This is a genomic window from Variovorax sp. PBL-H6 (assembly GCF_901827155.1).
Lineage (GTDB): Bacteria > Pseudomonadota > Gammaproteobacteria > Burkholderiales > Burkholderiaceae_C > Variovorax.
This window is the reverse complement of the sequence record NZ_LR594659.1, coordinates 3388489-3414408: the sequence shown is the minus strand read 5'-3', so window position 1 is coordinate 3414408 and position 25920 is coordinate 3388489. Positions and strand designations below refer to the sequence as shown.

General features: G+C 66.8%; 23 protein-coding genes. 16 read left to right on the top strand and 7 right to left on the bottom strand.

Annotated features, from left to right (window positions below; all coding sequences use genetic code 11):
* Positions 1-4 precede the first annotated feature (4 nt).
* The 11 genes from G3W89_RS15960 to G3W89_RS15910 all read left to right on the top strand — a co-directional run bounded on the left by G3W89_RS15960 (position 5) and on the right by G3W89_RS15910 (position 13814).
* Positions 5-1060, top strand: a complete 1056-nt coding sequence (locus G3W89_RS15960) for an ABC transporter permease (protein WP_162577500.1) — start codon at positions 5-7, stop codon at positions 1058-1060.
* An 82-nt stretch (positions 1061-1142) separates the two neighbouring features.
* Positions 1143-2756 carry an ABC transporter ATP-binding protein gene (locus tag G3W89_RS15955; protein WP_162575105.1) on the top strand — a complete coding sequence of 538 codons (1614 nt, stop codon included), beginning with the start codon at positions 1143-1145 and terminating at the stop codon, positions 2754-2756.
* Positions 2757-2780: 24 nt separating this feature from the next.
* A complete protein-coding gene (locus G3W89_RS15950; protein ID WP_162575104.1) occupies positions 2781-3986 on the top strand; it encodes a YbfB/YjiJ family MFS transporter in 1206 nt (401 codons plus the stop codon).
* 153 nt (positions 3987-4139) lie between these two features.
* Positions 4140-4763 carry a ribosome maturation factor RimP gene (rimP, locus tag G3W89_RS15945; protein WP_162575103.1) on the top strand — a complete coding sequence of 208 codons (624 nt, stop codon included), beginning with the start codon at positions 4140-4142 and terminating at the stop codon, positions 4761-4763.
* A gap of 17 nt (positions 4764-4780) precedes the next feature.
* The gene (gene nusA, locus G3W89_RS15940) at positions 4781-6265 is read left to right on the top strand and encodes a transcription termination factor NusA (RefSeq protein ID WP_162575102.1); all 1485 of its coding nucleotides are present in this window, start codon (positions 4781-4783) and stop codon (positions 6263-6265) included.
* A 24-nt stretch (positions 6266-6289) separates the two neighbouring features.
* Positions 6290-9205: a translation initiation factor IF-2 gene (gene infB / locus G3W89_RS15935; RefSeq protein ID WP_162575101.1), complete on the top strand. Its 2916-nt coding sequence runs from the start codon at positions 6290-6292 to the stop codon at positions 9203-9205.
* Positions 9206-9233: 28 nt separating this feature from the next.
* Positions 9234-9605, top strand: a complete 372-nt coding sequence (gene rbfA, locus G3W89_RS15930) for a 30S ribosome-binding factor RbfA (protein ID WP_068685509.1) — start codon at positions 9234-9236, stop codon at positions 9603-9605.
* Positions 9606-9607: 2 nt separating this feature from the next.
* Positions 9608-10552 (top strand): tRNA pseudouridine(55) synthase TruB, encoded by a 945-nt coding sequence (truB, locus tag G3W89_RS15925; protein ID WP_162575100.1) that lies wholly within the window; start codon positions 9608-9610, stop codon positions 10550-10552.
* The gene (gene typA, locus G3W89_RS15920) at positions 10549-12384 is read left to right on the top strand and encodes a translational GTPase TypA (RefSeq protein ID WP_162575099.1); all 1836 of its coding nucleotides are present in this window, start codon (positions 10549-10551) and stop codon (positions 12382-12384) included. Before truB ends, typA begins: the two co-directional genes overlap by 4 nt.
* Positions 12385-12418: 34 nt before the next feature.
* A complete protein-coding gene (locus G3W89_RS15915) occupies positions 12419-13288 on the top strand; it encodes a DMT family transporter (RefSeq protein ID WP_174258323.1) in 870 nt (289 codons plus the stop codon).
* Positions 13289-13361: 73 nt separating this feature from the next.
* Positions 13362-13814: a YXWGXW repeat-containing protein gene (locus G3W89_RS15910; protein ID WP_162575097.1), complete on the top strand. Its 453-nt coding sequence runs from the start codon at positions 13362-13364 to the stop codon at positions 13812-13814.
* Positions 13815-13835: 21 nt separating this feature from the next.
* Here the strand turns inward: G3W89_RS15910 and G3W89_RS15905 are convergent, their stop codons facing one another.
* From G3W89_RS15905 to smpB, 5 genes are all read right to left on the bottom strand, one after another.
* Positions 13836-14225, bottom strand: coding sequence for a COG4315 family predicted lipoprotein (locus tag G3W89_RS15905; protein ID WP_162575096.1), 390 nt, complete (start codon positions 14223-14225; stop codon positions 13836-13838).
* A 68-nt stretch (positions 14226-14293) separates the two neighbouring features.
* Positions 14294-15034, bottom strand: coding sequence for an anti-sigma factor family protein (locus tag G3W89_RS15900; RefSeq protein ID WP_162575095.1), 741 nt, complete (start codon positions 15032-15034; stop codon positions 14294-14296).
* 11 nt (positions 15035-15045) lie between these two features.
* Positions 15046-15555 (bottom strand): sigma-70 family RNA polymerase sigma factor, encoded by a 510-nt coding sequence (locus tag G3W89_RS15895; protein ID WP_162575094.1) that lies wholly within the window; start codon positions 15553-15555, stop codon positions 15046-15048.
* Between the two features lie 54 nt (positions 15556-15609).
* Entirely contained in the window at positions 15610-16191 is a 582-nt protein-coding gene (locus tag G3W89_RS15890) for a putative colanic acid biosynthesis acetyltransferase (RefSeq protein ID WP_162575093.1), read from the bottom strand.
* Positions 16192-16202: 11 nt separating this feature from the next.
* Positions 16203-16679, bottom strand: coding sequence for an SsrA-binding protein SmpB (gene smpB, locus G3W89_RS15885; protein ID WP_162575092.1), 477 nt, complete (start codon positions 16677-16679; stop codon positions 16203-16205).
* Between the two features lie 177 nt (positions 16680-16856).
* Between smpB and G3W89_RS15880 the strand changes: the two genes are divergently transcribed.
* Both G3W89_RS15880 and G3W89_RS15875 read left to right on the top strand, forming a co-directional pair.
* Positions 16857-17303: a type II toxin-antitoxin system RatA family toxin gene (locus tag G3W89_RS15880; protein WP_162575091.1), complete on the top strand. Its 447-nt coding sequence runs from the start codon at positions 16857-16859 to the stop codon at positions 17301-17303.
* Positions 17303-17635 carry an RnfH family protein gene (locus tag G3W89_RS15875; RefSeq protein WP_162575090.1) on the top strand — a complete coding sequence of 111 codons (333 nt, stop codon included), beginning with the start codon at positions 17303-17305 and terminating at the stop codon, positions 17633-17635. The genes G3W89_RS15880 and G3W89_RS15875 overlap by 1 nt, the downstream gene beginning before the upstream one ends.
* Positions 17636-17645: 10 nt before the next feature.
* On the opposite strand, the gene G3W89_RS15870 is transcribed toward G3W89_RS15875, so the two are convergent.
* Positions 17646-18185 carry a DUF4124 domain-containing protein gene (locus G3W89_RS15870; protein WP_162575089.1) on the bottom strand — a complete coding sequence of 180 codons (540 nt, stop codon included), beginning with the start codon at positions 18183-18185 and terminating at the stop codon, positions 17646-17648.
* A gap of 150 nt (positions 18186-18335) precedes the next feature.
* Between G3W89_RS15870 and guaB the strand changes: the two genes are divergently transcribed.
* The 3 genes from guaB to G3W89_RS15855 all read left to right on the top strand — a co-directional run bounded on the left by guaB (position 18336) and on the right by G3W89_RS15855 (position 24754).
* Positions 18336-19805 carry an IMP dehydrogenase gene (gene guaB, locus G3W89_RS15865; protein ID WP_162575088.1) on the top strand — a complete coding sequence of 490 codons (1470 nt, stop codon included), beginning with the start codon at positions 18336-18338 and terminating at the stop codon, positions 19803-19805.
* Positions 19806-19814: 9 nt separating this feature from the next.
* Positions 19815-21428: a glutamine-hydrolyzing GMP synthase gene (guaA, locus tag G3W89_RS15860; RefSeq protein WP_162575087.1), complete on the top strand. Its 1614-nt coding sequence runs from the start codon at positions 19815-19817 to the stop codon at positions 21426-21428.
* A 308-nt stretch (positions 21429-21736) separates the two neighbouring features.
* Positions 21737-24754 carry an ATP-binding protein gene (locus tag G3W89_RS15855; RefSeq protein ID WP_332107460.1) on the top strand — a complete coding sequence of 1006 codons (3018 nt, stop codon included), beginning with the start codon at positions 21737-21739 and terminating at the stop codon, positions 24752-24754.
* 100 nt (positions 24755-24854) lie between these two features.
* On the opposite strand, the gene G3W89_RS15850 is transcribed toward G3W89_RS15855, so the two are convergent.
* Positions 24855-25901, bottom strand: coding sequence for an ABC transporter ATP-binding protein (locus tag G3W89_RS15850; RefSeq protein ID WP_162575085.1), 1047 nt, complete (start codon positions 25899-25901; stop codon positions 24855-24857).
* Positions 25902-25920 lie beyond the last annotated feature (19 nt).

Here is a 25920-nt window from a genome sequence, read left to right as displayed (position 1 = left end):
AGCGGTGGCATCGGCCGGCCAGTCCGGAGCGACCGTCAGTCTTAGCCCCGCCCGTCGTGCCTGGCTGCGCTTCAAGCGCAACAAGCTCGGTTTCTGGAGCCTCATGGTTTTCAGCGTCCTGGTGGTGCTGAGCCTGTTCGCCGAGGTGCTCTCCACAGCCCGCCCGTTGATCGTGCGCTACGAGGGGCAGACCTACTTTCCGGTGCTGCGGGACTACTCCGAGAAGACCTTCGGCGGAGACTTCGAGACACCTGCCGATTACCTCGACCCGTTCATCCGTGAGCGCATCACCGGCGGAGCCAACTGGGCGCTCTACGCGCCCAATCCGTATGGCCCGCGCACGCTCAACTACTTCGCCACGGCACCGAATCCTTCCGGGCCCTCCCGCGAAAACTTCTTCGGTACCGACGACCGCGGCCGCGACCTGCTGGCGCAACTGATCTACGGCTTTCGCGTGAGCGTGCTTTTCGCGCTGGCGCTCACCGTGACCGGCGTGGTGCTGGGCATCATCACCGGAGCGGTGCAGGGCTACTTCGGCGGCAAGACCGACCTTGCCTTCCAGCGCTTCATCGAGATCTGGGGCTCCATGCCCGAGCTGTACCTGCTGATCATCTTCAGCGCCATCTTCGCGCCCAGCGTGGCCCTGCTGCTGATCCTTCTGAGCCTGTTCGGCTGGATGGGCCTCTCGGACTATGTGCGCGCGGAGTTCCTGCGCAATCGTCAGATGGACTATGTGCGCGCTGCGCGCGCGCTCGGCGTGGGCAATCTGCAGATCATGTGGCGCCACATCCTGCCCAACAGCATGACGCCAGTGGTGACCTTCCTCCCCTTTCGCATGAGCGCGGCCATCCTTGCGCTGACCTCGCTCGACTTCCTGGGCCTGGGCGTCCCGCCGGGCACCCCTTCGCTGGGCGAGCTGCTGAGCCAGGGCAAGGCCAACATCGATGCCTGGTGGATCTCGCTCTCCACGTTCGGGGTGCTCGTCGTGACACTGATGCTCCTGACCTTCATGGGCGACGCCCTGCGCGATGCGCTCGATCCGCGGAAGGTCGATCAATGAGGGCCACGCCGGGCCGCCCCAAGCAAGCTCGCGCACCCTCGTGGGAGCGCGATGACACGAAGTGCAGAGCGAGGGGGCCGATATGAGCGCTGCCTTGCTCGACGTCCGGGGCTTGCGCGTCGCCTTTGGCGGCAAGGAGGTCGTACATGGCATCGACTTCGGCATCGCGCCCGGCGAGAAGCTGGCCCTGGTGGGCGAATCGGGCTCGGGCAAGACGGTCACCGCGCTGAGCCTGCTGCGGCTGGTCCAGAACGCCGAGGTGTCCGGCCGCGTGCGCCTGGCAGGTGGAGGGGAGGGTGCCGGCACGCGCGATCTGCTGTCACTGCGCGAGCGCGATCTGCGCGCTATTCGCGGCAAGGAGATCGCAATGATCTTCCAGGAGCCGATGACCGCGCTGAACGCGCTCTACACCGTGGGCGACCAGATCGCCGAGGTCCTGGAAATGCACGAGGCCCTTTCCAGGCATGCGGCGCAGGAGGCCGCTGTCCAGCTCCTGGCCGACACCGGCATCCCGGAGCCGGCGCGCCGCGCGCGAGCCTTCCCGCACCAGCTTTCGGGTGGCCAGCGCCAGCGCGCCATGATCGCCATGGCGCTTGCGTGCAAGCCGCGCCTGCTGCTGGCCGACGAGCCCACCACGGCGCTCGACGTGACGGTGCGGGCGCAGATCCTGGACCTGCTGGGCGAACTTCAGAGCAAGCACCGGATGGCCGTGCTGCTGATCACGCACGACCTCAACATGGTGCGCCGCTTCGCCGACCGGGTGGCGGTGATGGAGAGCGGCGACATCGTCGAACAGGGCACCGTGGCCGACGTGTTCGGCGCCCCCCAGCATGCCTACACCCGAAAGCTGATCGACAGCCGGCCCGCCCGCGATGTGCCGCCCGTGCCGCCTCAGCAGGAGCCGCCGGTGCTGGAGGCCCGAGCCCTGCGGGTGAGCTACCCTGTCTCGCGCCCCGGCTTCGCCGGTTGGTTCCGCAAGGGCGAGTTCGTGGCGGTCCAAGGCGCCGATTTCCGCATTGGACAGGGCGAGACTCTGGGCGTGGTGGGCGAGTCGGGCTCGGGCAAATCCACCCTGGCCTTGGCGGCGCTGGGACTGCTCAAGCACAGCGGCAGTCTCGGCGTCGCCGGCCAGGGCTGGAATGGCGGAAGGGCGAACGACCGCGCGCTGCGTCGGCAGATGCAAGTGGTGTTCCAGGATCCGTTCTCCTCGCTCTCACCGCGGATGACGGTGGAGCAGATCGTTGGCGAAGGCCTGACGGTGCATGCACCCGAGCTTGACATCGCCGCCCGCCGCGTGCGCGCTCTGGAAGCCTTGGCCGATGTGGGCTTGGCCGAGGTTCAGTTCCCCTCGCTTCTCGATCGGTATCCCCACGAATTCTCCGGCGGCCAGCGCCAGCGGCTGGCCATTGCGCGGGCGCTGATCGTCGATCCGCGGCTCCTGGTGCTTGACGAGCCCACCAGTGCCCTCGATGTCACCATTCAAAAGCAGGTGCTGGGCCTGCTTCAGCGCCTGCAGCGCGAGCGGGGCCTGAGCTACCTGCTGATCACGCACGATGTCGAGGTGATCCGGGCCATGGCGCACCAGGTCATCGTGATGAAGGATGGCGCGATCCTCGAGTCCGGTGCTGCCCTGCGGGTTCTCGATGCGCCGGAGCATCCCTACACGAGGAAGCTGGTGGCTGCGGCGGCTGGCTGATTGAACTCATCCGGGAACACATCGATGTCGACTATCGGAAGCGACCGGCACAGCGCGTGGCGCGCGGCGCTGGCTTGCATGGTGGCCCTCGCGGTCGCGATGGGCCTCGGGCGATTTGCCTTCACGCCCTTGTTGCCGGTCATGCTGCACGAGGGCAGACTGGGGCTTGAAGCGGGCGGACTGCTGGCATCCCTCAACTACCTGGGCTATTTCCTGGGCGCGCTGTCCTGTGCGGCGATCCGGATCGAGGCTGCCACGATGGTGCGCGGCGGGCTGGTTGCCACCGCGGCGCTTCTGCTCGGGATGGGGCTCTTGGACAGCTTTACGGCCTGGGGCGTGCTGCGAACGGCGGCCGGGATCGTGAGCGCCTGGACCTTCGTCTTCGCTTCCGGCTGGGGCCTCCGGCGCTTGGCCGAGACCCACGCGCCGACCCTGCAGGGGGTGATCTACACCGGCCCTGGCATCGGCATCGCCATCACGGGGCTGTTGGGCGGCGCGATCGGACGCTGGGGCTCGGCGGCCGGTTGGATCGGGTTCGGGTTGCTGTCGGCGGTGCTGATCGTCGGCGTCTGGCGCATTTTCGGCGACGGTGCCCACTCCCTGGCACCCACGCCAGCGTCAGGCGCGCCCCCCGCCGGACAAGCCGACCCTGCCGCCGCTAGAGCCGATGCCGTGTGGCTGGTCGCGCTGTACGGCCTCGCCGGCTTCGGCTACATCATCACCGCGACCTTCTTGCCCGTGATCGCGCGACAGGCGCTGCCGGGCTCGCCGTGGCCCGACTTCTTCTGGCCGGTGGTCGGTCTGGCGGTGGTGCCCGGCGCGTTGATCGGGGCGCGGGCGCCGGTCCGTTGGGACAACCGGCTGCTGCTTGCCGTTGCGTACGCGCTTCAGGCGCTCGGTGTGTTGCTGTCCGTGGCTTGGCCGAGCATCGGTGGCTTCATGCTGGGAAGTCTGTTGCTGGGCCTGCCGTTCACGGCGATCACACTGTTCGCAATGCGGGAGGCGCGTCGGCTTCGTGGAAATGCGGCGGCCGGGCTGATCGGCTATGCGACGGCCTCCTATGGCGTCGGCCAGATCCTGGGGCCGCTCTTCGCCGCCCCGCTCGCCCAGCGTACAGGGTCGTTCACCCTGCCGCTGGTGGTGGCTGCTGTGGTGCTGGCGCTTGGCGCGTTGCTGTTCGCTTGGGTCTGGTGGCACGCCAGGCGGTTGGCAGGCGCTTTTGCCGCGTAGAAAGGAGTGCTTCCTGACACGATTGGCATATAATTCGAGGCTCACGACCAAACGGGCGGGTACCTACCGCCCGTTTTTTATTGGTCGAAGCATTTTTTTCGGGGCGCTGGGCGGGCGGCGCACCGAGCACACGCAGAAGGCGCACTCAAGCACGTGGCATTGCAGCAGACAGTGGAACGAACCGTGGCCGGTCTCGGCTACGACCTGGTCGAGGTCGAGCGCTCGGCGGGAGGACTGCTGCGTGTCACGATTGATTTGCCCTGGAGCGGCCCCACATCGGAGGCAGCGGCGCCCGGCGCGCCGGAGCCTCTCGTCACCGTCGAGGATTGCGAGAAGGTCACTCGCCAACTGCAGTTCGCGCTGGAAGTGGAAAGCATCGACTACAAGCGGCTCGAGGTTTCTTCGCCAGGCATTGACCGGCCGCTGCGCAATGCGCAGGATTTCGAACGTTTCGTCGGCGAGGTGATCGACATCACGCTCAAGGCGCCCATGGGCGCCGCTGCGGCGGGCCAGGTAGCGGCCAATCGCAAGAAGTTTCGCGGCACGCTGGAGCGGGTCGCAGGGGCCGATGGGTCCCAGGGCTGGCAGATCGTCTGGAGCCAGGAACCCGAAGGAAAGACGGCGCCGAAGCCCGGCCAGAAGATCAGCAGGAAGCGCCCGCCGGCCGCAATGCAGGCGCTGGGCTTCGCCCTGGACGAGGTGCGCGAGGCGCGGCTCGCCCCGATCGTGGATTTCAAGGGGCGCAGGCCCAAACCCGACATGACAGTGTCGGACTGAACAAGGAGAGTGGTGGCATGAATCGCGAAATGTTGATGTTGGTGGATGCGATCTCGCGCGAGAAGAACGTCGAGCGTGACGTCGTCTTCGGCGCGGTCGAGTCTGCCTTGGCGCAAGCCACCAAGAAGCTCTATCCGGGCGATGTGGACATCCGCGTGGCGGTGGATCGCGACAGCGGCGACTACGAGACCTTTCGCCGCTGGCACGTGGTGCCCGACGAGGCCGGCCTGCAGCTGCCCGACCAGGAGATCCTGCTGTTCGAGGCCAAGGAAGAGATGCCCGACATCGAGCTCGACGAGTACATCGAGGAATCGGTGGAGTCGGTGCCGATCGGGCGCATCGGCGCGATGGCGGCCAAGCAGGTCATCCTGCAGAAGATCCGCGACGCCGAGCGCGAGATGCTGCTCAACGACTTCATGTCGCGCGGCGAGAAGATCTTCACCGGCACCGTCAAGCGCCTCGACAAGGGCGACATCATCGTCGAGGCAGGCCGCGTCGAAGGGCGCCTGCGCCGCAGCGAGATGATCGCCAAGGAGAACCTGCGCAACGGCGACCGCGTGCGCGCGATGATCATGGAGGTGGACCTGACATTGCGCGGTGCCCCGATCATCCTGTCGCGTGCAGCGCCCGAATTCATGATCGAGCTGTTCCGCCAGGAAGTGCCCGAGATCGAGCAGGGCCTGCTCGAGATCAAGAGCTGCGCCCGCGACCCCGGCTCGCGCGCCAAGATCGCCGTGCTCTCGCACGACAAGCGCGTCGACCCGATCGGCACTTGCGTCGGCGTGCGCGGCACGCGCGTCAACGCCGTCACCAACGAGCTCGCCGGCGAGCGCGTGGACATCGTGCTGTGGAGCGAAGACCCGGCCCAGTTCGTGATCGGCGCGCTGGCTCCGGCCAACGTGTCCTCCATCGTGGTCGACGAGGAAAAGCACGCCATGGACGTGGTGGTCGATGAGGAGAACCTCGCCATCGCCATCGGCCGCGGCGGCCAGAACGTGCGGCTCGCTTCCGATCTGACTGGCTGGAAGATCAACATCATGGATGCCAACGAGTCTGCCCAGAAGCAGGCGACCGAGACCGATGCCAGTCGCAAGCTCTTCATGGAGAAGCTCGATGTCGACGAAGAGATCGCCGACATCCTGATCTCCGAGGGCTTCACCAGCCTCGAGGAGGTGGCGTACGTGCCGATCTCCGAGCTGCTCGAGATCGAGAGCTTCGACGAGGACACGATCAACGAGCTGCGCTCGCGCGCCAAGGATGCGCTGCTCACCATGGAAATCGCCCGGGAAGAGAACGTCGAGAGCGTCTCGCAGGACCTGCGCGACCTCGCGGGCCTCGACCCCGCCCTGATCCCGAAGCTGGCCGAGGCCGGCGTGCACACGCGCGACGACCTGGCCGACCTCGCGGTCGACGAACTCACCGAAATCACCGGCCAGAGCGCCGATGAAGCCAAGAACCTGATCTTGAAGGCCCGCGAACACTGGTTCGCTGGCCAAGAGTGACGGTCATGGAGGCACGAAAGCAATATGTCCAGTACCACTGTCGCCGAGTTCGCGAACGAGCTCAAGAAGACGCCCGAAATCCTGCTTGACCAGCTCAAGAGCGCGGGCGTGACCAAGGCCGCCGTTACCGACGCGCTCACCGAGGCCGACAAGCAGCGCCTGCTCGGCTTCCTGAAGGCCAGCCACGGCACGGTCGAGCCTGAGCGCAAGAAGATCACGCTCACCAAGAAATCGACCACCGAGATCAAGCAGGCCGACGCCACTGGCCGCGCGCGCACGATCCAGGTCGAAGTGCGCAAGAAGCGCACCTTCATCCAGCGCGATGAGGGGCATCCGGCCACGCCCGAGCCTGTGAGGGGTGTCGCCGACGCTCCTGCGCCCTCCGCTGCCGAACCCGCGGCGCCGCGTGTGGACGAAGGCGAACTCGCGCGCCGCGAGGAGGAAGCACGCCGCCAGGCCGAGCTGATCCGCCGCCAGGAGGAAGAGCTCGTCGAGAAGCGCCGCCTGCGCGAGGAGACCGAGGCACGAGAGCGCGAGAAGGCCGAGCGTGCCGAACAGGTGGAGCAGCAGGCCCGCGCCGCGCGTGCGAAGGCGGCCGCGGAAAAGGCTGCCGCCGCCATGACCGAAGGCGCACCCGAAGCGCCGGAGGAAGCGCCGGCCGCAGCCGACCGCAAGGCCGCCGCCGAAGCCGCCGCTGCCCAGGTCAAGGAAGACGCCAAAGTCAAGGCGGCTGCCGAATCCAAGGCCCGTGCCGACGAAGAAGCCGCGCGCGCCAAGGACCTCGACGAACGTCGCCGCAAGGCGCTGGCCGAGGCTGAAGCCATCCGCGCCATGATGAATGCGCCCGCCCGTGTGCTGGTGCCGCACAAGGCCCCGGAGAAGGTGGCAGCGGAAGCCAAGGCCGCAGGCGTCAAGGGCACGCTGCACAAGCCGGCCGCACCCGCCGCTCGCACGGCGGCACCGGGGGCGCCTGGCGCCGCCGCGCCGGGCGCTGGCAAGGAAGTCAAGTCTGCCAAGCTCTCGTCGAGCTGGGCCGGTGACACCGCCAAGAAGAAAGAAATAAAGACCCGCGGCGATGCCAGCGGCGGCGTTGGTCGCGGCAATTGGCGCGGCGGTCCGCGCGGGCGCCGCGGCAATGACCGTGGCGGCCAGGAAGAACGCGTGCAGGCCGCGCCGGTCGAAGCGCGCGTGCTTGAAGTGCACGTGCCTGAGACCATCACGGTGTCCGAGCTGGCGCATAAGATGGCGATCAAGGCATCGGAAGTCATCAAGCAACTGATGAAGCTGGGCCAAATGGCGACCATCAACCAGTCGCTGGACCAGGACACCGCGATGATCATCGTGGAGGAAATGGGCCATAGCGCGGTCGTTGCCGCGCTGGACGATCCCGAAGCTTTCACCGACGAGGACGTGTCGGCGCAACTGGCCGAGGCGCTGCCGCGTGCGCCGGTCGTGACCGTGATGGGCCACGTCGACCACGGCAAGACCTCGTTGCTGGACTACATCCGCCGCACCAAGGTCGCGGCAGGCGAGGCCGGCGGCATCACGCAGCACATCGGCGCCTACCACGTGCAGACCGAACGCGGCATGGTGTCCTTCCTCGACACCCCGGGCCACGAGGCGTTTACCGCCATGCGAGCCCGCGGTGCGCAGGCAACCGACATCGTGATCCTGGTGGTCGCGGCGGACGACGGTGTCATGCCCCAGACCAAAGAGGCCATCAGCCACGCCAAGGCGGCCAAGGTGCCGATCGTGGTGGCGATCAACAAGATCGACAAGCCCGATGCCAACCTCGATCGCGTCAAGCAGGAGTTGGTGGCCGAGCAAGTGGTGCCTGAGGAGTACGGCGGCGAGACCCCTTTCGTGTCGGTGTCCGCGAAGACGGGCCAGGGCGTGGACGATCTGCTGGAGCAGGTGCTGCTGCAAGCCGAGGTGCTCGAGCTCAAGGCGCCGGTCGATGCGGCCGCCAAGGGCCTGGTGATCGAAGCGCAGCTCGACAAGGGCCGGGGCCCGGTCGCGACCGTGCTGGTGCAATCCGGCACGCTCAAGATCGGCGACGTGGTGCTGGCCGGCTCCACGTACGGCCGCGTGCGCGCCATGCTGGACGAAGACGGCAAGCCCACGAAGGAGGCCGGTCCTTCGATCCCGGTGGAGATCCAGGGCCTGACCGAGGTGCCGCAGGCCGGCGACGAGTTCATGGTGATGGGCGACGAGCGCCGCGCGCGCGAGATCGCGACTTACCGCGCTGGCAAGTTCCGCAACACCAAGCTGGCAAGGCAGCAGGCTGCCAAGTTCGAGAACGTGTTCTCGGAGTTGGGCGCCGAAGTCAAGACGCTGCCCATCATCATCAAGGCCGACGTCCAGGGCTCCCAGGAAGCGCTCGCGCAGTCTCTGCTCAAGCTCTCGACGGACGAGGTCAAGGTGCAGGTGGTGTACGCGGCGGTGGGCGGCATCAGCGAGTCGGACATCAACCTCGCGATCGCCTCCAAGGCCACTGTCATCGGCTTCAACGTGCGGGCCGACGCCGGCGCGCGCCGCCTGGCCGAGGGCAACAATGTCAGCATCAGCTACTACAGCATCATCTACGACGCTGTGGACGAGTTGAAGACGGCCATGGCCGGCATGCTGGCGCCCGAGCGGCGGGAAGAGGTCATCGGGTCGGCCGAGATCCGCACGGTGTTCGTGGCCTCCAAGATCGGCACGGTCGCCGGCTGCTACGTCACGTCCGGCTATGTCACCCGCAGCGCGCATTTCCGCCTGCTGCGCGACAACGTGGTCATCTACACCGGCGAGCTCGAGTCGCTCAAGCGGATGAAGGACGATGTGCGCGAGGTGCGCGAAGGCTTCGAATGCGGTATCAAGCTCAAGAACTACAACGACATCAAGGAAGGTGATCAGCTGGAGTTCTTCGAGATCAAGGAGATCGCTCGTACGCTGTAAGGCGTACCACGCCGTCAAGATCCTGGTCATGCCGAAGAGAAAAGCCGCCACTCCCAATCGCGCCTTCAAGGTTGCCGATCAGATCCAGCGGGATCTGACGGAGCTGATCGCGCGCGAGCTCAAGGACCCGCGGGTGGGCATGGTCACGATCCAGGCGGTCGAGGTTACGCCCGACTATGCGCATGCGAAGGTCTTCTTCAGCCTGCTGGTGGGCGACCCGGTGGAGACCACCGAGGCGCTCAACCAGGCGGCAGGTTTCCTGCGCAATGGCCTCTTCAAGCGGTTGCACATCCACACGGTGCCCACGCTGCACTTCCAGTTCGATCGCACTACCGAGCGCGCCGCCGACATGAATGCGCTGATCGCGCAGGCCGTCGCCTCCCGTTCCAAAGACGACTGAGCATGAACGCGCCACGCACACGGGTGCAGCGGCGCCCTGTGCATGGGGTGCTTCTGCTCGATAAGCCGCTGGGGCTGTCCAGCAACCAGGCCTTGCAGAAGGCCAAGTGGCTGCTGCGTGCCGAGAAGGCTGGGCACACGGGCACGCTCGATCCGCTCGCAAGCGGTGTGCTGCCGCTGTGCTTCGGGGCGGCGACCAAGTTCAGCCAGCTGCATCTGGAAGCGGACAAGACCTACGAGGCGACGGCGCGGCTGGGCATCCGGACTACCACGGGCGACGCCGAGGGCGAGGTGATCGAGGAGCGGCCTGTAGCCGTCACGCCTGCGGATCTGGCGCGCGTGCAGGTGCAGTTCACCGGGCCGATTCGACAGGTGCCGCCGATGCACAGTGCCCTCAAGAAGGACGGCAAGGCGCTCTACGAGTATGCGCGCCAGGGCATCGAAGTCGAGCGGGCGGCGCGCGAGGTCGTGATCCACGCGCTCGCACTCAGCCAGCTGTCGGCGCATGAGATCCGCATCCAGGCCCGCGTGAGCAAGGGCACCTACGTCCGCACGCTCGGCGAGGACATCGGCGAGGCGCTCGGCTGCGGTGCACATCTCAGCGCGCTGCGCCGTACTGCCACCGGCGATTTCCAGGCATCTCAGTGCGTGACGCTGGAAGCGCTGGAGGCCATGAGCGAAGAAGAGCGCATCGCCCACTTGCTGCCCGTCGAGTCGTTGGTGGCCAGCCATTCGAGCGTCATGCTAGCGGCAGAAGATGCGGCACGCTTTCTGTCCGGCCTGCGCCGCCGCGGCGACTGGCCCGATGCCGCCGAGGTCGCCGTCTTCGGCCACACGCCGCGCGCGTTCCTCGGCACCGCGCATGTAAGGGCCGGCGAACTCATCCCGGGGCGCTTGCTGAACCCCATCGAAATCCAGCAGACACTTTTGACCGAAGCCACACCATGAGCACCAATCAGATTCGCAACATCGCCATCATCGCCCACGTGGACCATGGCAAGACCACGATGGTCGACCAGCTGCTGCGCCAGTCCGGCACCTTCGCGGCACACGAGAAGGTGGTCGACACCGTCATGGACAACAACGCGATCGAGAAAGAGCGCGGCATCACGATCCTGGCCAAGAACTGTGCCGTGACCTGGAAGGGCATGCATATCAACATCGTGGACACCCCCGGGCATGCCGACTTCGGCGGCGAGGTGGAGCGTGCCCTGAGCATGGTCGATGGCGTGGTGCTGCTGATCGACGCGCAGGAAGGCCCGATGCCCCAGACGCGATTCGTCACCAAGAAGGCGCTGGCGCTGGGCCTCAAGCCGATCCTGGTGGTGAACAAGGTCGACAAGCCGGGCGCTCGCCCCGACCACGTGGTCAATGCCGCATTCGACCTGTTCGACAAGCTGGGGGCGACGGACGAGCAGCTGGACTTTCCCGTGGTCTATGCCTCTGGCATCAACGGCTGGTCGTCGCTGGAAGAGGGCGCACCGGGCGAGCAGTGGGGTCCCGACATGTCGGCCCTGTTCGACACCGTCCTCGAGCATGTACCTGCCCATGCGGGCGATCCGGACGCGCCATTGCAGCTGCAGATCTCGGCAATCGACTTCTCGACCTTCGTGGGCCGCATCGGCGTCGGTCGCATCAACGCCGGCACCATTCGCCCGATGATGGACGTGGTGGTCATGGAAGGCGCCGACGGCAAGTCCTTCAAGGGCCGGGTCAACCAGGTCCTGACCTTCCAGGGGCTGGAGCGCGTGCAGGCCACCGAAGCCGGCCCAGGCGAAATCGTGCTGGTCAACGGCATTGCCGACATCGGCATCGGCGTGACCGTGACCGATCCTGCAAATCCGGCGCCGCTGCCCATGCTGATGGTCGACGAGCCCACGCTGACGATGAACTTCTGCGTCAACACCAGCCCGCTGGCCGGCCGTGAAGGCAAGTTCGTCACCAGCCGCCAGATCTGGGACCGCCTGCAGAAGGAGCTGCAGCACAACGTGGCGCTGCGGGTCAAGGAGACCGACGAGGAGGGCGTGTTCGAAGTGATGGGCCGGGGCGAGCTGCACCTGACCATCTTGCTGGAGAACATGCGGCGCGAAGGCTACGAGCTGGCGGTGTCCAAGCCGCGGGTGGTGTTTCGCGATGTCGACGGCGTGCGGCACGAGCCGATCGAGATGGTGACGGCCGACATCGAGGACCAGCACCAGGGCGGCGTGATGCAGGCGTTGGGCGAGCGCAAGGGCGAACTGGTCAACATGGAGCCGGACGGCCGCGGCCGTGTGCGCCTCGAGTACCGCATTCCGGCGCGCGGCCTGATCGGCTTCACCAATGAGTTCCTGAACCTCACGCGCGGCTCCGGCCTGATCTCGAATATCTTCGACAGCTACGAGCCGCACAAGGGCGAGATCGGCAGCCGCAAGAATGGCGTGCTGATCTCCATGGACGACGGCGAGATCTTCACCTACGCCTTGGGCAAGCTGGACGATCGCGGCCGCATGTTCGTGCGAGCGAACGACCCGGTGTACGAAGGCATGATCGTCGGCATCCACAGCCGCGACAACGACCTGGTGGTCAATGCCACGCGCACCAAGCAGCTGACCAACTTCCGGGTTTCCGGCAAGGAGGATGCAATCAAGATCACGCCTCCGATCGATTTGACGCTGGAATACGGGGTTGAATTCATCGAGGACGACGAGCTGGTCGAGATCACGCCCAAGAGCGTGCGCCTGCGCAAGCGCCACCTCAAGGAGCATGAGCGCAAGCGCGCCAGCCGCGAGACCACCGTCTAGGGCTGTGCTCACCCACGGCCGCGCCATCTGGCTGATGGTCGCAGTGACCCTGATGTGGGCTACTGCGGGCGTCATCACGCGCCACCTCGAGCATGCGCGCAGCTTCGAGGTCACCTTCTGGCGCAGCTTCTTCACTCTCGCGGCATTGCTGGTGATCCTGCCGGTCTGGCAGGGCCGGGCCGTGTTCTCGAAGGTCCGTACCGGCAGCCGGGCGCTCTGGATCTCCGGCGTTTGCTGGTGCGTGATGTTCACTGCCTTCATGGTGGCGCTTACGCTGACCAGCGTGGCCAATGTGCTCGTGACCATGGCCCTCGGGCCGCTCCTGACCGCGCTCGCTTCCCGGCTCTTCATTGGTCACCGGCTGCCGGCGCGTACCTGGGCGGCCATCGTGATGGCCGGCCTGGGCATCGGCTGGATGTACGGCACCCAACTGGGAGAAGGGCTGCTGGCCGGCACGCTGGTGGCGCTGTGCGTGCCCCTGGCCGGCGCCTGCAACTGGACCGTGGTGCAACATGCCCACGCGAAGGGGCACGACGTGGACCTCGTGCCCTCGGTGCTGGTGGGCGCTGCACTTTCTTCGCTGTTGACGCTGCCGCTGGCCTGGCCTTTCCAGGCCAACGCACGCGACATCGGCTTGCTTGCGTTCCTGGGTTTGTTCCAGCTTGCGATTCCCTGCGTGCTCTCCGTCTTGTGCGCGCGGGTGCTGAAGGCGCCCGAAGTGGCCTTGCTCGCACTGCTTGAGATCATTTTCGGCATCACGCTGGCGTGGGTCGGCGCGGGCGAGGCGCCGTCGCCGACGGTGGTGATGGGCGGCGCACTCGTGATTGGAGCCCTGGTGTTCAACGAGTGGTTCGGCCTGCGCGGCCGACGCGCGGCGGCCTTATCAGTCCGCGGAACCCAATAGCATCCGTGCTTCCACCGATTTCGCGCCCGGCTCGGGCGCGTTCAAGACTTTTCATCCAATGAGGGGGATATCGATGCGTCTTTCTGCTTTTCTGCTGGCCGTTGTCGCGGCTTCGGCGTCCGTGGGGGCATCGGCCCAGGTGTCGGTCAACATCAACGTGCCCGGCCTCATCACCATCGCGCCGCCGGCGCCTCGGTATGAGGTCGTGCCAGCACCGCGCGCCGGTTTTGTCTGGGTGCCGGGCAACTGGCATTGGCAGCAGAACGACTATGGCTGGCGCGCGGGCTACTGGGAACGCGCGCGGCCGGACTATGTCTATGCACCCGGCAACTGGGTGCGTGCGGATGGTGGCTGGCGCTGGTCCGAACCAAACTGGCGGCGGGCGGAAAGGCGCGGCTATCGGGATGACCGTCACGACCACGACGAGCGGCACGACGATCGTCACGGCCATCGCGGCCATGACGATGGTCGCCATGGTGGTCGTTACCACTGCCCGCCCGGGCAGGCGAAGAAGGGGAACTGCTGATCGCAGCACCCCTGGTGCTGGTCAGGGCCGCGCCAGCTTCCAGACGTTGTTGACGCCGTCGCCGGTCTTGTCACCGGTTTTGGCGTCCTTGCTCCAGTAGTACAGCGGCGAGCCCTTGTACGCCCATTGGCGCTTGCCGTCGTCACGCATGACGATGGTGTATGCGCCCATCGGCTTGGCCATCTCGGGTGCCAGCAGCGGCGGCCAGTTCGTCGCGCAGGGTCCGTTGCAGGCCGACTTGCCGCTGCCGGCGGCGTCGCGGTCGAAGGTGTAGAGCGTCATGCCGGTCGGCCCGATCAGCACGCCGTCGGCGGTCCGGGTCGGGGTGTCTGGCGCCGAGGCCATCCTGGACATGCCGCCGCAGCCGGCAAGCAGTGCAGCCGCGAGAATCGAGGCGCTGAGCAGTTTCATGATGAAGTTTTCTCCTTGTTGAACAAACACACCAAACAGGCCGACGCGGCTCGCGTTCCGGCCTTCCATCAAAGCTGGCGGTACACCGCGCCTGCCAGGCTCAGCAGCACTTCACGGGGCAGGTTGCCGGTGAGTGCGTAGCCGAAGCCTTGGTCGACCCAGTAGAAGCTGGACACTGGCCCCTCCGCCGAGTAGCGGAACGCTGTTTCTCCCGGAAGCGGCTGCGGCTGCTGCTGTGTCGGCTGTATCGCAGAGGCGTCCAGGCTGCCGATGTAGAGCGTCAGGCGCTCGCCATCCCCGCGCTCGAACATGAACTGTGCCCGCGCGCCCTGGCTGCCGGGCACCAGACGCCCGCCGACCAGCGCGTAGCCCTGCGCCGACAGCTCGGGCACCTTGAGCGGCTTGTTCAGCCGCTTGGAAAGCCATTGCACCAGATGGTCCTGCTCGGCCGCGGCAACCTCGACGGGATGTCGCTTCTCCGGCGCGTAGAGGGCATGCGCCACCGCGGCAGCATGTACGAACTCGCGTGTGGGCGGTGCCTTGGCCTGCAAGGCCTGGCGCTGCGTTGTCCATTCGGCGCTGCCTAGCCAGCCGGCGCCAAACGCGACAAGCAGCCCGGCCGCTATGCCGCTCCAGCGCATCCAGCGCGCATGCTGATCCTGGCGCGCCGCCACCATTTCGGCGGCTGCCAGCAGGGAAGGCGGGATGGACTCGTCCAGCACCTCGCTGTGCAGCCGGCGCAGCGCGTCGCGCTGCGTCCGCCAGGCGGGCTGGTCGGTGTCGGGGGCCGAGGATGAAGGCGGCTTCATGGCGATGCGCTTTACTTGAGGCGGCGCAGCCCTGGGCGGCTGGCTGCCGGCGGCGGGGCGCCTTCCATCAGTTCCTGCAGGCGCACGCGCGCTCGCGCCAGGCGGGACATGACGGTGCCGAGCGGAACGTTCAGCACCCTGGACAGCTGCGCATAGGACATGTCTTCGAGCGCCACCAGCAGCAACGCGGCGCGCTGCTCCTCCGGCAGGAGCAACAGGCAACGCTGCAGGTCTATGGCACGGTCGCGCGCACCCTCCGTGCTGGGCAGCTGCGCGGCGACTTCGTCGATGTCGACTACAGCGCGTGGCGGTGCGCGGCGGACCTGGCTCGCAAAGACGTTGTGCATGATGGTGAACAGCCAAGCCCGCAGGTCGCTGCCGACGATCCACAGCTGCCACTTGCGGCAGGCGCGTTCCAGTGTGTCCTGCACCAGGTCATCGGCCGCCCATGCGTCGCCGGTCAGGGCGCGTGCATAGCGCCTGAGGCTGGGGATCTGGTCGATGAGTGCGCGGGAATCCATTGCTGCATGAACGCCGGAAGACCGCAGCTTATTCCCTGCGCCTCGAAAAAAACGTCAGCCGTGGTCGACAGCTCGCAGCACCCGCGGCTTGATCGCCTTCGCGGGGTTCCCGCCATAGACGGTCCAGGCATCAAGCGATCGGAAGGCCACGGCGCGCGCGCCGAGCACCGCGCCTTCGCCCACGTCCACGCCCGGACCGACGAAGGCCTCGGCCGCGATCCAGGCGCCCGCGCCGATGGTGATGGGGCTGGCGGTCAACTGGAAGGTGGCCGACGCGATGTCGTGGCTGCCGGCGCAAAGATGCGCGCCCTGCGACACCAGCGCGGCACGGCCCAGCGTGATCGGCGCCATGTTGTAGCAATTGACCCGCTCGGCGAGCAGAGCGCGATCAGCGAGGTGCAGGTGGGGCGGGTACCAGACCCGCGCGCTGCCGCGCACATCGCAGGCTTCGCCCAGCTGCGCGCCGAAGAGCTTGAGCAGGAACCGCCGCCAGAAGCGCATCTGCGGTGGCGTCCAGGAGGCCAGCACTGCCCAGCTCACGTTCCAGGCCGCGCGCAGCAGGCGGTTGCGCAGCGAGAAGCTGGGGCCGCCCTCGAGGGGCTTGGTTCTCTGAGCGTCGAGCGGTCTGGCAGCCATGGCGTTGTCCTTCAGCGGTTGCGGCTCTTCATCGCGCGCTCGACTTCCCGCTTGCCTTCGCGGTCCTTGATGGTGTCGCGCTTGTCGTGCTCGGCTTTACCCTTGGCCAGTGCGATCTCGCATTTCACCTTGCCGGCTTTCCAATGCAGGTTGAGCGGGACCAGCGTGTAGCCCTTCTGCTCGACCTTGCCCACGAGGCGGCGGATCTGCTCCTTGTGCAGCAACAGCTTCTTGGTGCGCACCGAGTCCGGGTTGATGTGCGTCGAGGCGGATTTCAACGGATTGATCTGGCAGCCGATCACGAACAGCTCCCCGTCCCGGACCACCACATAGCCATCGGTCAGCTGCACCTTGCCCTCGCGCAGCGACTTGACCTCCCAGCCTTCCAGCACCATGCCGGCCTCGAAGCGCTCTTCGAAGAAATAGTTGTACGCTGCCTTCTTGTTGTCGGCGATCCGGGAGGAGGTGTCTTGTTTCTTGGTGGCCATGGCTTCGTCAGGTGGGGGCGCATGGCATCCACACAACGGTCAAACGCACACACCCGTGCGATTCTATGAAATGAACCAGCGCTGCTGAATGGCCCGAGTCGCGGCGGTCGCGCGAGGCGGCGGAACGGTCAGCGTGGCGGCCCTTCATACAATCGAACGCCGCCTCCAGCCGATCTCATGAAAGCAGTCCACAAGTCCATCCTGATCTGGTACAGCGCCGAGGAAATGTACAGCCTGGTCATTGACGTGGCGAAATATCCTGAGTTCCTCCCGTGGTGCGACAAGGCCCGCGTGATCGAGCAGGACGAAGGTGGCATGACGGCGGAGGTAGGGCTGGCCTTCAGCGGCTTCCATCACAGCTTCACCACTCGCAACACCCATGTGCCGGGCCGCGAGGTGCATCTGCGACTGGTCGATGGCCCCTTTTCCAATCTCGACGGGGTCTGGAAGTTCACCCCCGTGGGAGAGGAGGGCGAACGCGCCTGCCGCGTCGAACTCAATCTCAGCTATGGCTTCAGCAATTTCGCGCTGCAGGCGCTGGTCGGGCCGGTGTTCGACAAGATCGCCTCCAACCTGGTCGAAGCCTTCGTCAAGCGCGCTGAGCATATCTACGGCCAGAGCTGATGCTCCACGTGACGGTTGCGTATTCGCCGGCGCCACGCGAGGTGTTCGAAGAGGAACTCGACTTGGCAGATGGCGCTACCGTGCGCGATGCAGTGCAGTCGAGCAGCCTGCCCGCGCGCTATCCGCAGCTTGATTTGCAAGCCATGGTGCCCGGCATCTGGGGCCGCGCCGTGGAATGGGAACAGCCGCTGCATGCGCTCGACCGCATCGAGCTGTGCCGTCCACTGACGGTCGATCCGAAGATCGCACGACGCGAGCGATTCCGGCAACAGGGGGCGAGGGGGACGGGACTCTTCGCACGCCGGCGCAAGGGCGGCAAAGCGGGGTACTGAAGCCGTTCGACTACTTGCAGTCGCTGTCGATCAACGACTGCAGCCGCTGCGCTTCGGCGGCGCGCAGCTTGTCGTCCATGATCTCGCGCTCGCCCTGAGCATTCAGGCGGGCGACGCGGATGCCGCTGTCCATCGTGGCCTTGCCTTCACGTGCGCGCTTGCAGTTTTCGGTCTTGGCCTGGGCCACCTTCTGCGCCTCCGCAGCCTGCTTGGCCTTCTCGGCCTCCTCGGCTTTGCGAGTCTTTTCCTCGAGTTCCTTGTCCACGCCGGGGGGCTTGGCGCCGCCCGGCGGGCGCGGGGCCGCAGCCGGCGAGGCGGCAGCCTGCGTACTGTCCGCCTCCGGCGCGGCCGCGGGAGCGGGACTGAAGCTGAGGCGAGAGGAAGCGGCGCCGGGGCGGCGAAGGATGTTCTTGTCGGGAATATCGGGGGGTGGTGCCTGGTCGCTGAAGACCTTCTTGTTGTTCTGGTCGACCCATTGCCATTGGGCCTGAGCGGCTGTCGCCCCAAGGAGGCAGGCCGATCCGAGTACGAGCAGGTGCGCGAGCTTCATGAGGTGGCAGTTTAGCCGCGACTTACGTTTTGCAACGTTTCCCTTGCGCTTTTCCAGGTTCGGCGAGGCATTTGGCCAACATTCGCGATGAGCCCGCACGTCGGCTGGACATGGGCCCATCGTTACAATCCGTCTTTTGGAGCTTCACCCATGCGCCTTCTCGGCAAAGCGCTCACCTTCGACGACGTGTTGCTGGTGCCAGCCTTCTCCCAGGTCCTCCCCAAGGACACATCCCTCGCCACCAAGCTCTCCCGCAATATCACGCTGAACCTGCCGCTGGTCTCCGCGGCCATGGACACGGTGACCGAAGCGCGCCTCGCGATCGCCATTGCGCAAGAGGGCGGCATCGGGATCGTGCACAAGAATCTCACCGCCGCCGAGCAGGCCGCTCACGTGGCCAAGGTCAAGCGGTACGAATCGGGCGTGCTGCGCGACCCGGTGGTGATCACGCCCACCCATACCGTGCTGCAGGTCTTGCAGCTGTCGGAAGAGCTCGGCATCTCCGGTTTCCCGGTGGTGGACGGCGGCAAGGTGGTCGGCATCGTCACGGGCCGCGACCTTCGCTTCGAGAGCCGCTACGACGTGCCGGTGAGTGAGATCATGACCCCGCGCGAGAAGCTGATCACCGTGCCCGACGGCACGACACTGAGCGAGGCCAAGGCCCTGCTCAACAAGCACAAGCTCGAGCGCCTGCTGGTGATCAACAACGCCTGGGAGCTCAAGGGCCTGATCACCGTCAAGGACATCACCAAGCAGACCAGCTTTCCCAATGCCGCGCGCGACGCCAGCGGCCGGCTGCGCGTAGGCGCGGCCGTGGGTGTGGGCGAGGGCACGGAAGAGCGCGTCGAGGCGCTGGTCAAGGCCGGTGTCGATGCGATCGTGGTCGACACCGCCCATGGCCACAGCGCCGGCGTAATCGAACGGGTGCGCTGGGTGAAGAAGAACTACCCGCAGGTCGATGTGATCGGCGGCAACATCGCCACCGGCGATGCCGCCCGCGCGTTGGCCGATGCGGGCGCCGATGCCGTCAAGGTCGGCATCGGCCCGGGCTCCATCTGCACCACGCGCATCGTGGCAGGTGTTGGCGTGCCGCAGATCATGGCAGTGGACAGCGTCGCAACAGCGCTGCAGGGCAGCGGCATACCGCTGATTGCAGACGGCGGCATTCGCTATTCGGGCGACATCGCCAAGGCCATCGCTGCCGGTGCCAGCACCGTGATGATGGGTGGCATGTTCGCCGGCACCGAAGAGGCCCCGGGAGAGATCGTGCTGTTCCAGGGCCGCAGCTACAAGAGCTACCGTGGCATGGGCTCCATCGGCGCCATGCAGCAGGGCAGTGCCGACCGCTACTTCCAGGAATCGAGCACCGGCAATCCCAACGCTGACAAGCTGGTTCCCGAGGGTATCGAAGGCCGCGTGCCCTACAAGGGGTCGATGGTCTCCATCGTCTACCAGATGTCCGGCGGCTTGCGCGCCAGCATGGGCTACTGCGGCTGCGCCACCATCGAAGAAATGAAGACCAAGGCCGAGTTCGTCGAAATCACCACCGCCGGTATCCGCGAGAGCCACGTACACGACGTGCAGATCACCAAGGAAGCGCCGAATTACCGGGCGGAATAAGACTCGCCCATGCAACATCAGAAAATCCTCATCCTCGACTTCGGCTCGCAAGTCACGCAACTGATCGCCCGTCGGGTGCGCGAGGCGCACGTGTATTCCGAAGTCCATCCCTGCGACGTCACCGACGAATGGGTGCGCGAGTACGCGAAGGACGGTGCGCTCAAGGGCGTGATCCTCTCCGGCAGCCATGCGAGCGTCTATGAAGAGTCGACGGACAAGGCACCGCAGGCGGTGTTCGAGCTGGGCGTGCCGGTGCTGGGCATCTGCTACGGCATGCAGACGATGGCGCACCAGCTCGGCGGCAAGGTCGAAGGCGGACACAAGCGCGAATTCGGCTTCGCGGCGGTGCGTGCGCGCGGACACACCGAGCTCCTGCGCGACATCGCCGATTTCAATACAGACGAAGGGCACGGCATGCTCAACGTCTGGATGAGTCATGGCGACAAGGTCACCGAGCTGCCGCCCGGCTTCAAGCTGATGGCCTCCACCGAGAGCTGTCCCATTGCCGGAATGGCCGACGAGGAACGGCATTTCTATGCGCTGCAGTTTCACCCAGAGGTCACGCACACGCAGCAGGGCAAGGCCATCCTCGAGCGCTTCGTGCTTGGCATCTGCGGCGTCAGGCCTGACTGGGTCATGCGCGACCACATCGCCGAGGCCGTGGAGGCAATCCGCAAGCAGGTGGGCGACGAGGAGGTGATCCTCGGGTTGTCCGGCGGGGTCGACTCCTCGGTCGCTGCGGCGCTGATCCACCGAGCCATCGGCGACCAGCTCACCTGTGTGTTCGTCGACCACGGCCTGCTGCGCCTCGACGAGGGTGACATCGTGATGGACATGTTCGTCGGCAAGCTTCACGCCAAGGTCATCCGCGTCGATGCGAGCGAGCTCTTCCTGGGCAAGCTGGCCGGTGTGAACGACCCCGAGGCCAAGCGCAAGATCATCGGCGGCGAGTTCATCACCGTTTTCAAGCAGGAGGCACTCAAGCTCACCAACGCCGGCGCCAAGGGCGCCAAGTGGCTGGCGCAGGGCACCATCTATCCCGATGTGATCGAGTCGGGCGGCGCCAAGAGCAAGAAGGCCGTCACCATCAAGAGCCACCATAACGTGGGCGGCCTGCCCGAGCAGTTGGGCCTGAAGTTGCTGGAGCCGCTGCGAGACCTTTTCAAGGATGAGGTGCGCGAGCTGGGTGTAGCCCTTGGCCTGCCGCCTGAGATGGTGTACCGCCATCCATTCCCCGGCCCTGGCCTGGGCGTGCGCATCCTTGGCGAGGTGAAGAAGGAATACGCCGATCTGCTACGCCAGGCCGACGCGATCTTCATCGAAGAGCTGCGCAACTTCAAGGACGCGTCGTCCGGCAAGAGCTGGTACGACCTGACCAGCCAGGCCTTCACCGTCTTCCTGCCGGTGAAGAGCGTGGGCGTCATGGGAGACGGCCGCACGTACGACTACGTGGTCGCGCTGCGCGCCGTGCAGACCAGCGACTTCATGACCGCCGATTGGGCCGAGCTGCCCTATGCGCTGCTGAAGAAGGTGTCCGGCCGCATCATCAACGAGGTGCATGGGATCAACCGGGTGACCTACGACGTGTCGAGCAAGCCGCCGGCGACGATCGAGTGGGAGTGAAATCGGGCTCCGGGACCACCGCCAATCGGCCGAGCCATTGACCGCGACGGTCGGGGGACAGCGCGCACTTCCTGTCCGCTGACCGAAACCGTCACAAGAGGCCCGGGGGGGCCTCGCGCCTTTGCGGGACACTTGGGTGCTTCCATTTGTTGCTGTAGGACTTAGACTACCAAAGTAGTCGGTCTCGGTGACCCCAGCCTGGGGAAGCGGGCCGTGCAGTCCCAGCGCCCCAAAATGTCCCCCCCTCCGAAGAAGAAACTGCCGCTGCAGATGACGCAACCGACGACGCCTCCGGGCAGCGGCGGTACCTGACCATCCTCTTTTCCGATCTCTCCGAGTCCACCCGCCTCGGCGAGCTGATGGAGTCGGAGCTCTACGCCGAAGTGCTCGCGCAACTGCGCCGGCTCTGCCGCGAGATCATTCCGCGCCATGGCGGCAATATCGCCCGCATCCAGGGAGACGGCGTGCTGGCCTTCTTCGGCTATCCCGAGACGCGCGAGGACGATGGGCGGCGTGCGACCGAGGCCGCGCTCGAGCTGCACGCGGCGGTCAGCCGGCTCGCCATCAACGGCGCTGGATTCCCGGCGGGCGCGCTGACGCTGCATTCCGGCATTCACGCCGGACTCGTGCTCATTTCCGATGGCGACGTGGAGCGCGGCCGCTTCGAGCTGCTGGGCAACGTGCCGAACATCGCCGCGCGCCTGTCGGACCTCGCCGAGCGTGACGACATCTGCGTCAGCGAGGAGACGCTCGGGCCGTATTCCCAGTTCTTCACTTCCAGCGAACCCGTGCTGGTGCTGCTCAAGGGCCGCACGCCGCCGCTGGCCGTGTGCCGGGTGCTGGGCCGTGCGCCCACGCCGACGCGCCTGGAGGCGATGGAGCGGCGCCGCCTCTGCCCCTTCGTCGGCCGCGAGCCGGCGCTGCGCCTGCTGCGCGATCGCCTGCGCTTGGCAATCGCCGGCGCGCCGCAGTGCATCGTCGTGTCGGGTGGCCCCGGTGTCGGCAAGACGCGCCTCGTGGACGAACTGCGCCGCCACGCCGCCGCCGGCGAATGCCTGGTGCTCCAGGGCTACTGCGGCACCTATCTTGCCGAACCCCTGCAGCCTTTCCTGCAGATGCTGCGCGCACTGTTCGGGCTGTCGCCGGGCTTGCCGGCCGAGTCCGCGCAGGCGCATCCGCTGCTGGCCGGGCTGGAGCTGCAAGAGGGCGCCGCTGCGGTGCTGGCCCAGGCGCGGCAGCTCGTTTCGCCGCGCGAGGAGGCGCGCCAGCTCAGTCCGGGCGCGGCGGTGCCGGCGCTGCGGAACCTGTTCGCGCAGCTCGCGGCACGCCAGCCGCTCATGCTGGTGGTGGACGACTGGCAGTGGGCGGACGAGGCGAGCCAACAGGCGCTCGATGCGGTGCTGTCGCTGCAAGCGCCGATCCTGGTCGTCGCCATGACACGGGCCGCGGCCGGCGAAAGCCTGTTCCTCGCGCCCATCACCACGCTAGAGCTGCAGCCGCTGGACGACGGCGAGGCCGCCAGGGCGACCCGCCACCTGCTGCCCGGCGCCGATCCCTTCGTCGTGGCCGAGATCCAGCGCTACGCCGGCGGCATCCCGCTGTTCATCGAGGAGCTGTGCCATTCGGCCTCGGCACAGGGCGGGGAGTGGCTGCGCGAGCTCCGCCTGGGCAGCGCTGCCTGGCTCACGGCATTGATCGAATCGCGGGTCGAGCGCCTGCCGCCCGCGCAGGCCGAAGTGCTGCGGGCGGCGGCCGTCATCGGCGGCGTATTTCCGGCCTGGTTGCTGGAACAGGTCACCGGGCATGGCGCGGACGATCCGCTCGTGATTGCGCTGGCCGAGCAGGATTTCGTCTTTGCGGGCGAGCAGCAGGGCACGCTGCGCTTCAAACATGGCATCACCCGCGACGTGATCTACGAGGCCGTCGGCCTGCACCGGCGTCGCGAAATGCATCGCCGCATCGCGCAGGTGCTTGAAGGCCGTGGCGAAGGCGCGGCCCAGGAGGAGCTCTACGAAGCCCTGGCCTATCACTGCGCCGCTGCCGCAATGGGCGAGCCCGCGGCACGCTACGCGGAGCTGGCCGGCGACAAGGCCATGGCCGCCTCGGCGCTGGACCGCGCCCGTTCCCAATACTCCGCCGCGCTGAAGGCGCTGGACGAGCTGGTGTCACGTCAACCGTCCCGCGAGCTGGCGCTGCGCTGGTGCGCGATCGCGCAGAAGCTGGGCATGGCCTGCGTCTTCGATCCGCTGGGTCTGGCTGACGGCGTGGCGATCTTCGAGCGCGGGCTGGCACTGGCGCGCCAGAGCGCCAGCATGGACGCGATCGCGCGGGCCTCCTACTGGCTCGGCTACATCTGCTATGCCAAGGGCATGTCCAAGGCGGCGATCGCGCACTGCGAAGCCGCACTCGATCTCGCCACGCAGATCGGCGATGCCCGCCTGGCCGCACAGGTGCGCGCCACGCTGGGCCAGGCACTGCTGGCGGCCGGCGACTACGGCCGGGCGCTCGTGCTGCTGGACTCTGCGGTCGACAGCAAGCGGCGCCAGAGCAGGCCCGGCAGCAGCCTCGCTGTCGGCTCTGCCTATGCCCTGGCCTGCAAGGGTTACCTGCTCGGCGACCAGGGCCGCTTCGCCCAGGCCGACGAGTGCTTCGCCGAGGCCTTGCTGCTGGTGGGCGATTCGCTGCACCAGGTCTCGGCATCGGTACACCACTGGATCAGCGTCGTCTACCAGTGGCAAGGGCGCTGGGAAGAGGCCCTGCGCGTGGCCGAGCGTGCGTCGGAGATTGCCGAACACGTGAAGAGCCGCCAGCAGCTCGCCATGGGTCGTGCGCTCGCCGGGTATGCGCAGTGGACCCTGACGCGCGATCCCGACGCCCTTCAGGCGGTAAGGGACGCCACCGCGTGGATCGAGGCGCGCAAGGGCGCGCTCGCCACCTCGCTCAATCATGGCTGGCTGGTCGACGGCGCGGTCGCCAGCGGCCGCGCCGAGGAGGCGAGGCACCATGCAGCGCGGCTCTTCATGCGGGTGCGCCAGCACGATCGCATCGGCGAGGCCCTCGGGTGCCGCGCGCTCGCACGCGCTGCCGCCAAGCTCAACGACTTCGCGAGGGCCGAGCACTACCTCGACCGTGCCGAGTGCTCGGCACAGGTGCGCGGCTCGGCACACGAGATGGCCGCGACGCAGCTGTCCCGGGCTCAGATCGAGGTGGGCCGGGGCCGCGTCGGCGAGGCGCAGCGGCTGCTCGATGCCGCCTGCCTCGCCTTCGAGCAGATGAACATGCGCTGGCACCTGGAGCGCGCCGAGCGCACGCGCGGCATGCTCTGACCGGCGCACCATCGAAGGCTACGCAGCCACGGGGCGGGATCAGGTTGCGTGATGCGCGCCGCTCCTGTCGAGCGATGCGCAATGTGCCGCATCTTTGCCTTCATGCAGCCGCAGGCACTACGGAAACGCCGTGGGCGGCCAACGACAAGTTGATTTGCGCGCCGATGTTCAGAGGGCGCGAAAGATCGGGCGAGACAACAAACACCGAGCCCAGTTCCGTCTCGAATACATACTCGTAGACGCTGCCCAGGTAGACCACCTTGCGCACAATTGCAGGCAGTCCGACCGCCGAGTCGATGAGCCACGCCTCGGGCCGCACCGCGACCTTGACGATGCCGGGCGCGATGCTGTGCCTGGACGGCAGCGTCAGCGGCCCGAGGTCCACCCGGCCATCAGCATGGGCGAGGGCCGGGAACACCATGGCCTCGCCCATGAATGCGGCGACGAACTCGCTTTCAGGGCGACCGTAGAGCTGTTGCGGGCTGCCCCGTTGTGCAATCACGCCGTTGTCCATCACGATGATCTGGTCGCTCACCGCCAGCGCTTCGCTTTGGTCGTGGGTGACGTACGCCACCGTCAGGCCGAGGCGCTGCTGCAGGTTGCGAATCTCCTCGCGCATCTCGCGGCGCAGTCGTGCATCGAGGTTCGACAAGGGTTCATCGAACAGCAGAATCTCGGGTTCGAGCACGAGCGCTCGGGCGAGTGCCACTCGCTGCTGCTGGCCGCCCGACAGTTCGCTCGGCAGCCGATCGTCGTAATCCACGAGGCCGACGCCGCGCAATGCCTCGCGAGCTCGTGCCCGCGCCTCTTCCCGCCGCAACCCGCTCATCCGGGGTCCATAGCCGACGTTGTCGATCACGTTCATGTGCGGAAAGAGGGCGTAGCTCTGGAACATCATGCTGACGTTGCGCTCCGCCGGGCCCAGCGTGGTCACGTCGCGCCCACCCATGATGATCCTGCCCGAGCTCGGCGTCTCCAGGCCCGCGATCATGCGCAAGGTGGTGGTCTTGCCGCAGCCGGACGGCCCGAGGATCGTGGTGAGCGTTCCCTTGGGCACCTCGAAGCTGATTCCCTTGACCGCCAGCGGCGCGCGCGGGTCGTCGCCGTAGCGCTTGGTGATGTCGCGAAGTTCGATGCCGGTGCTCATTCCTGTGCTTTCTGTCTTG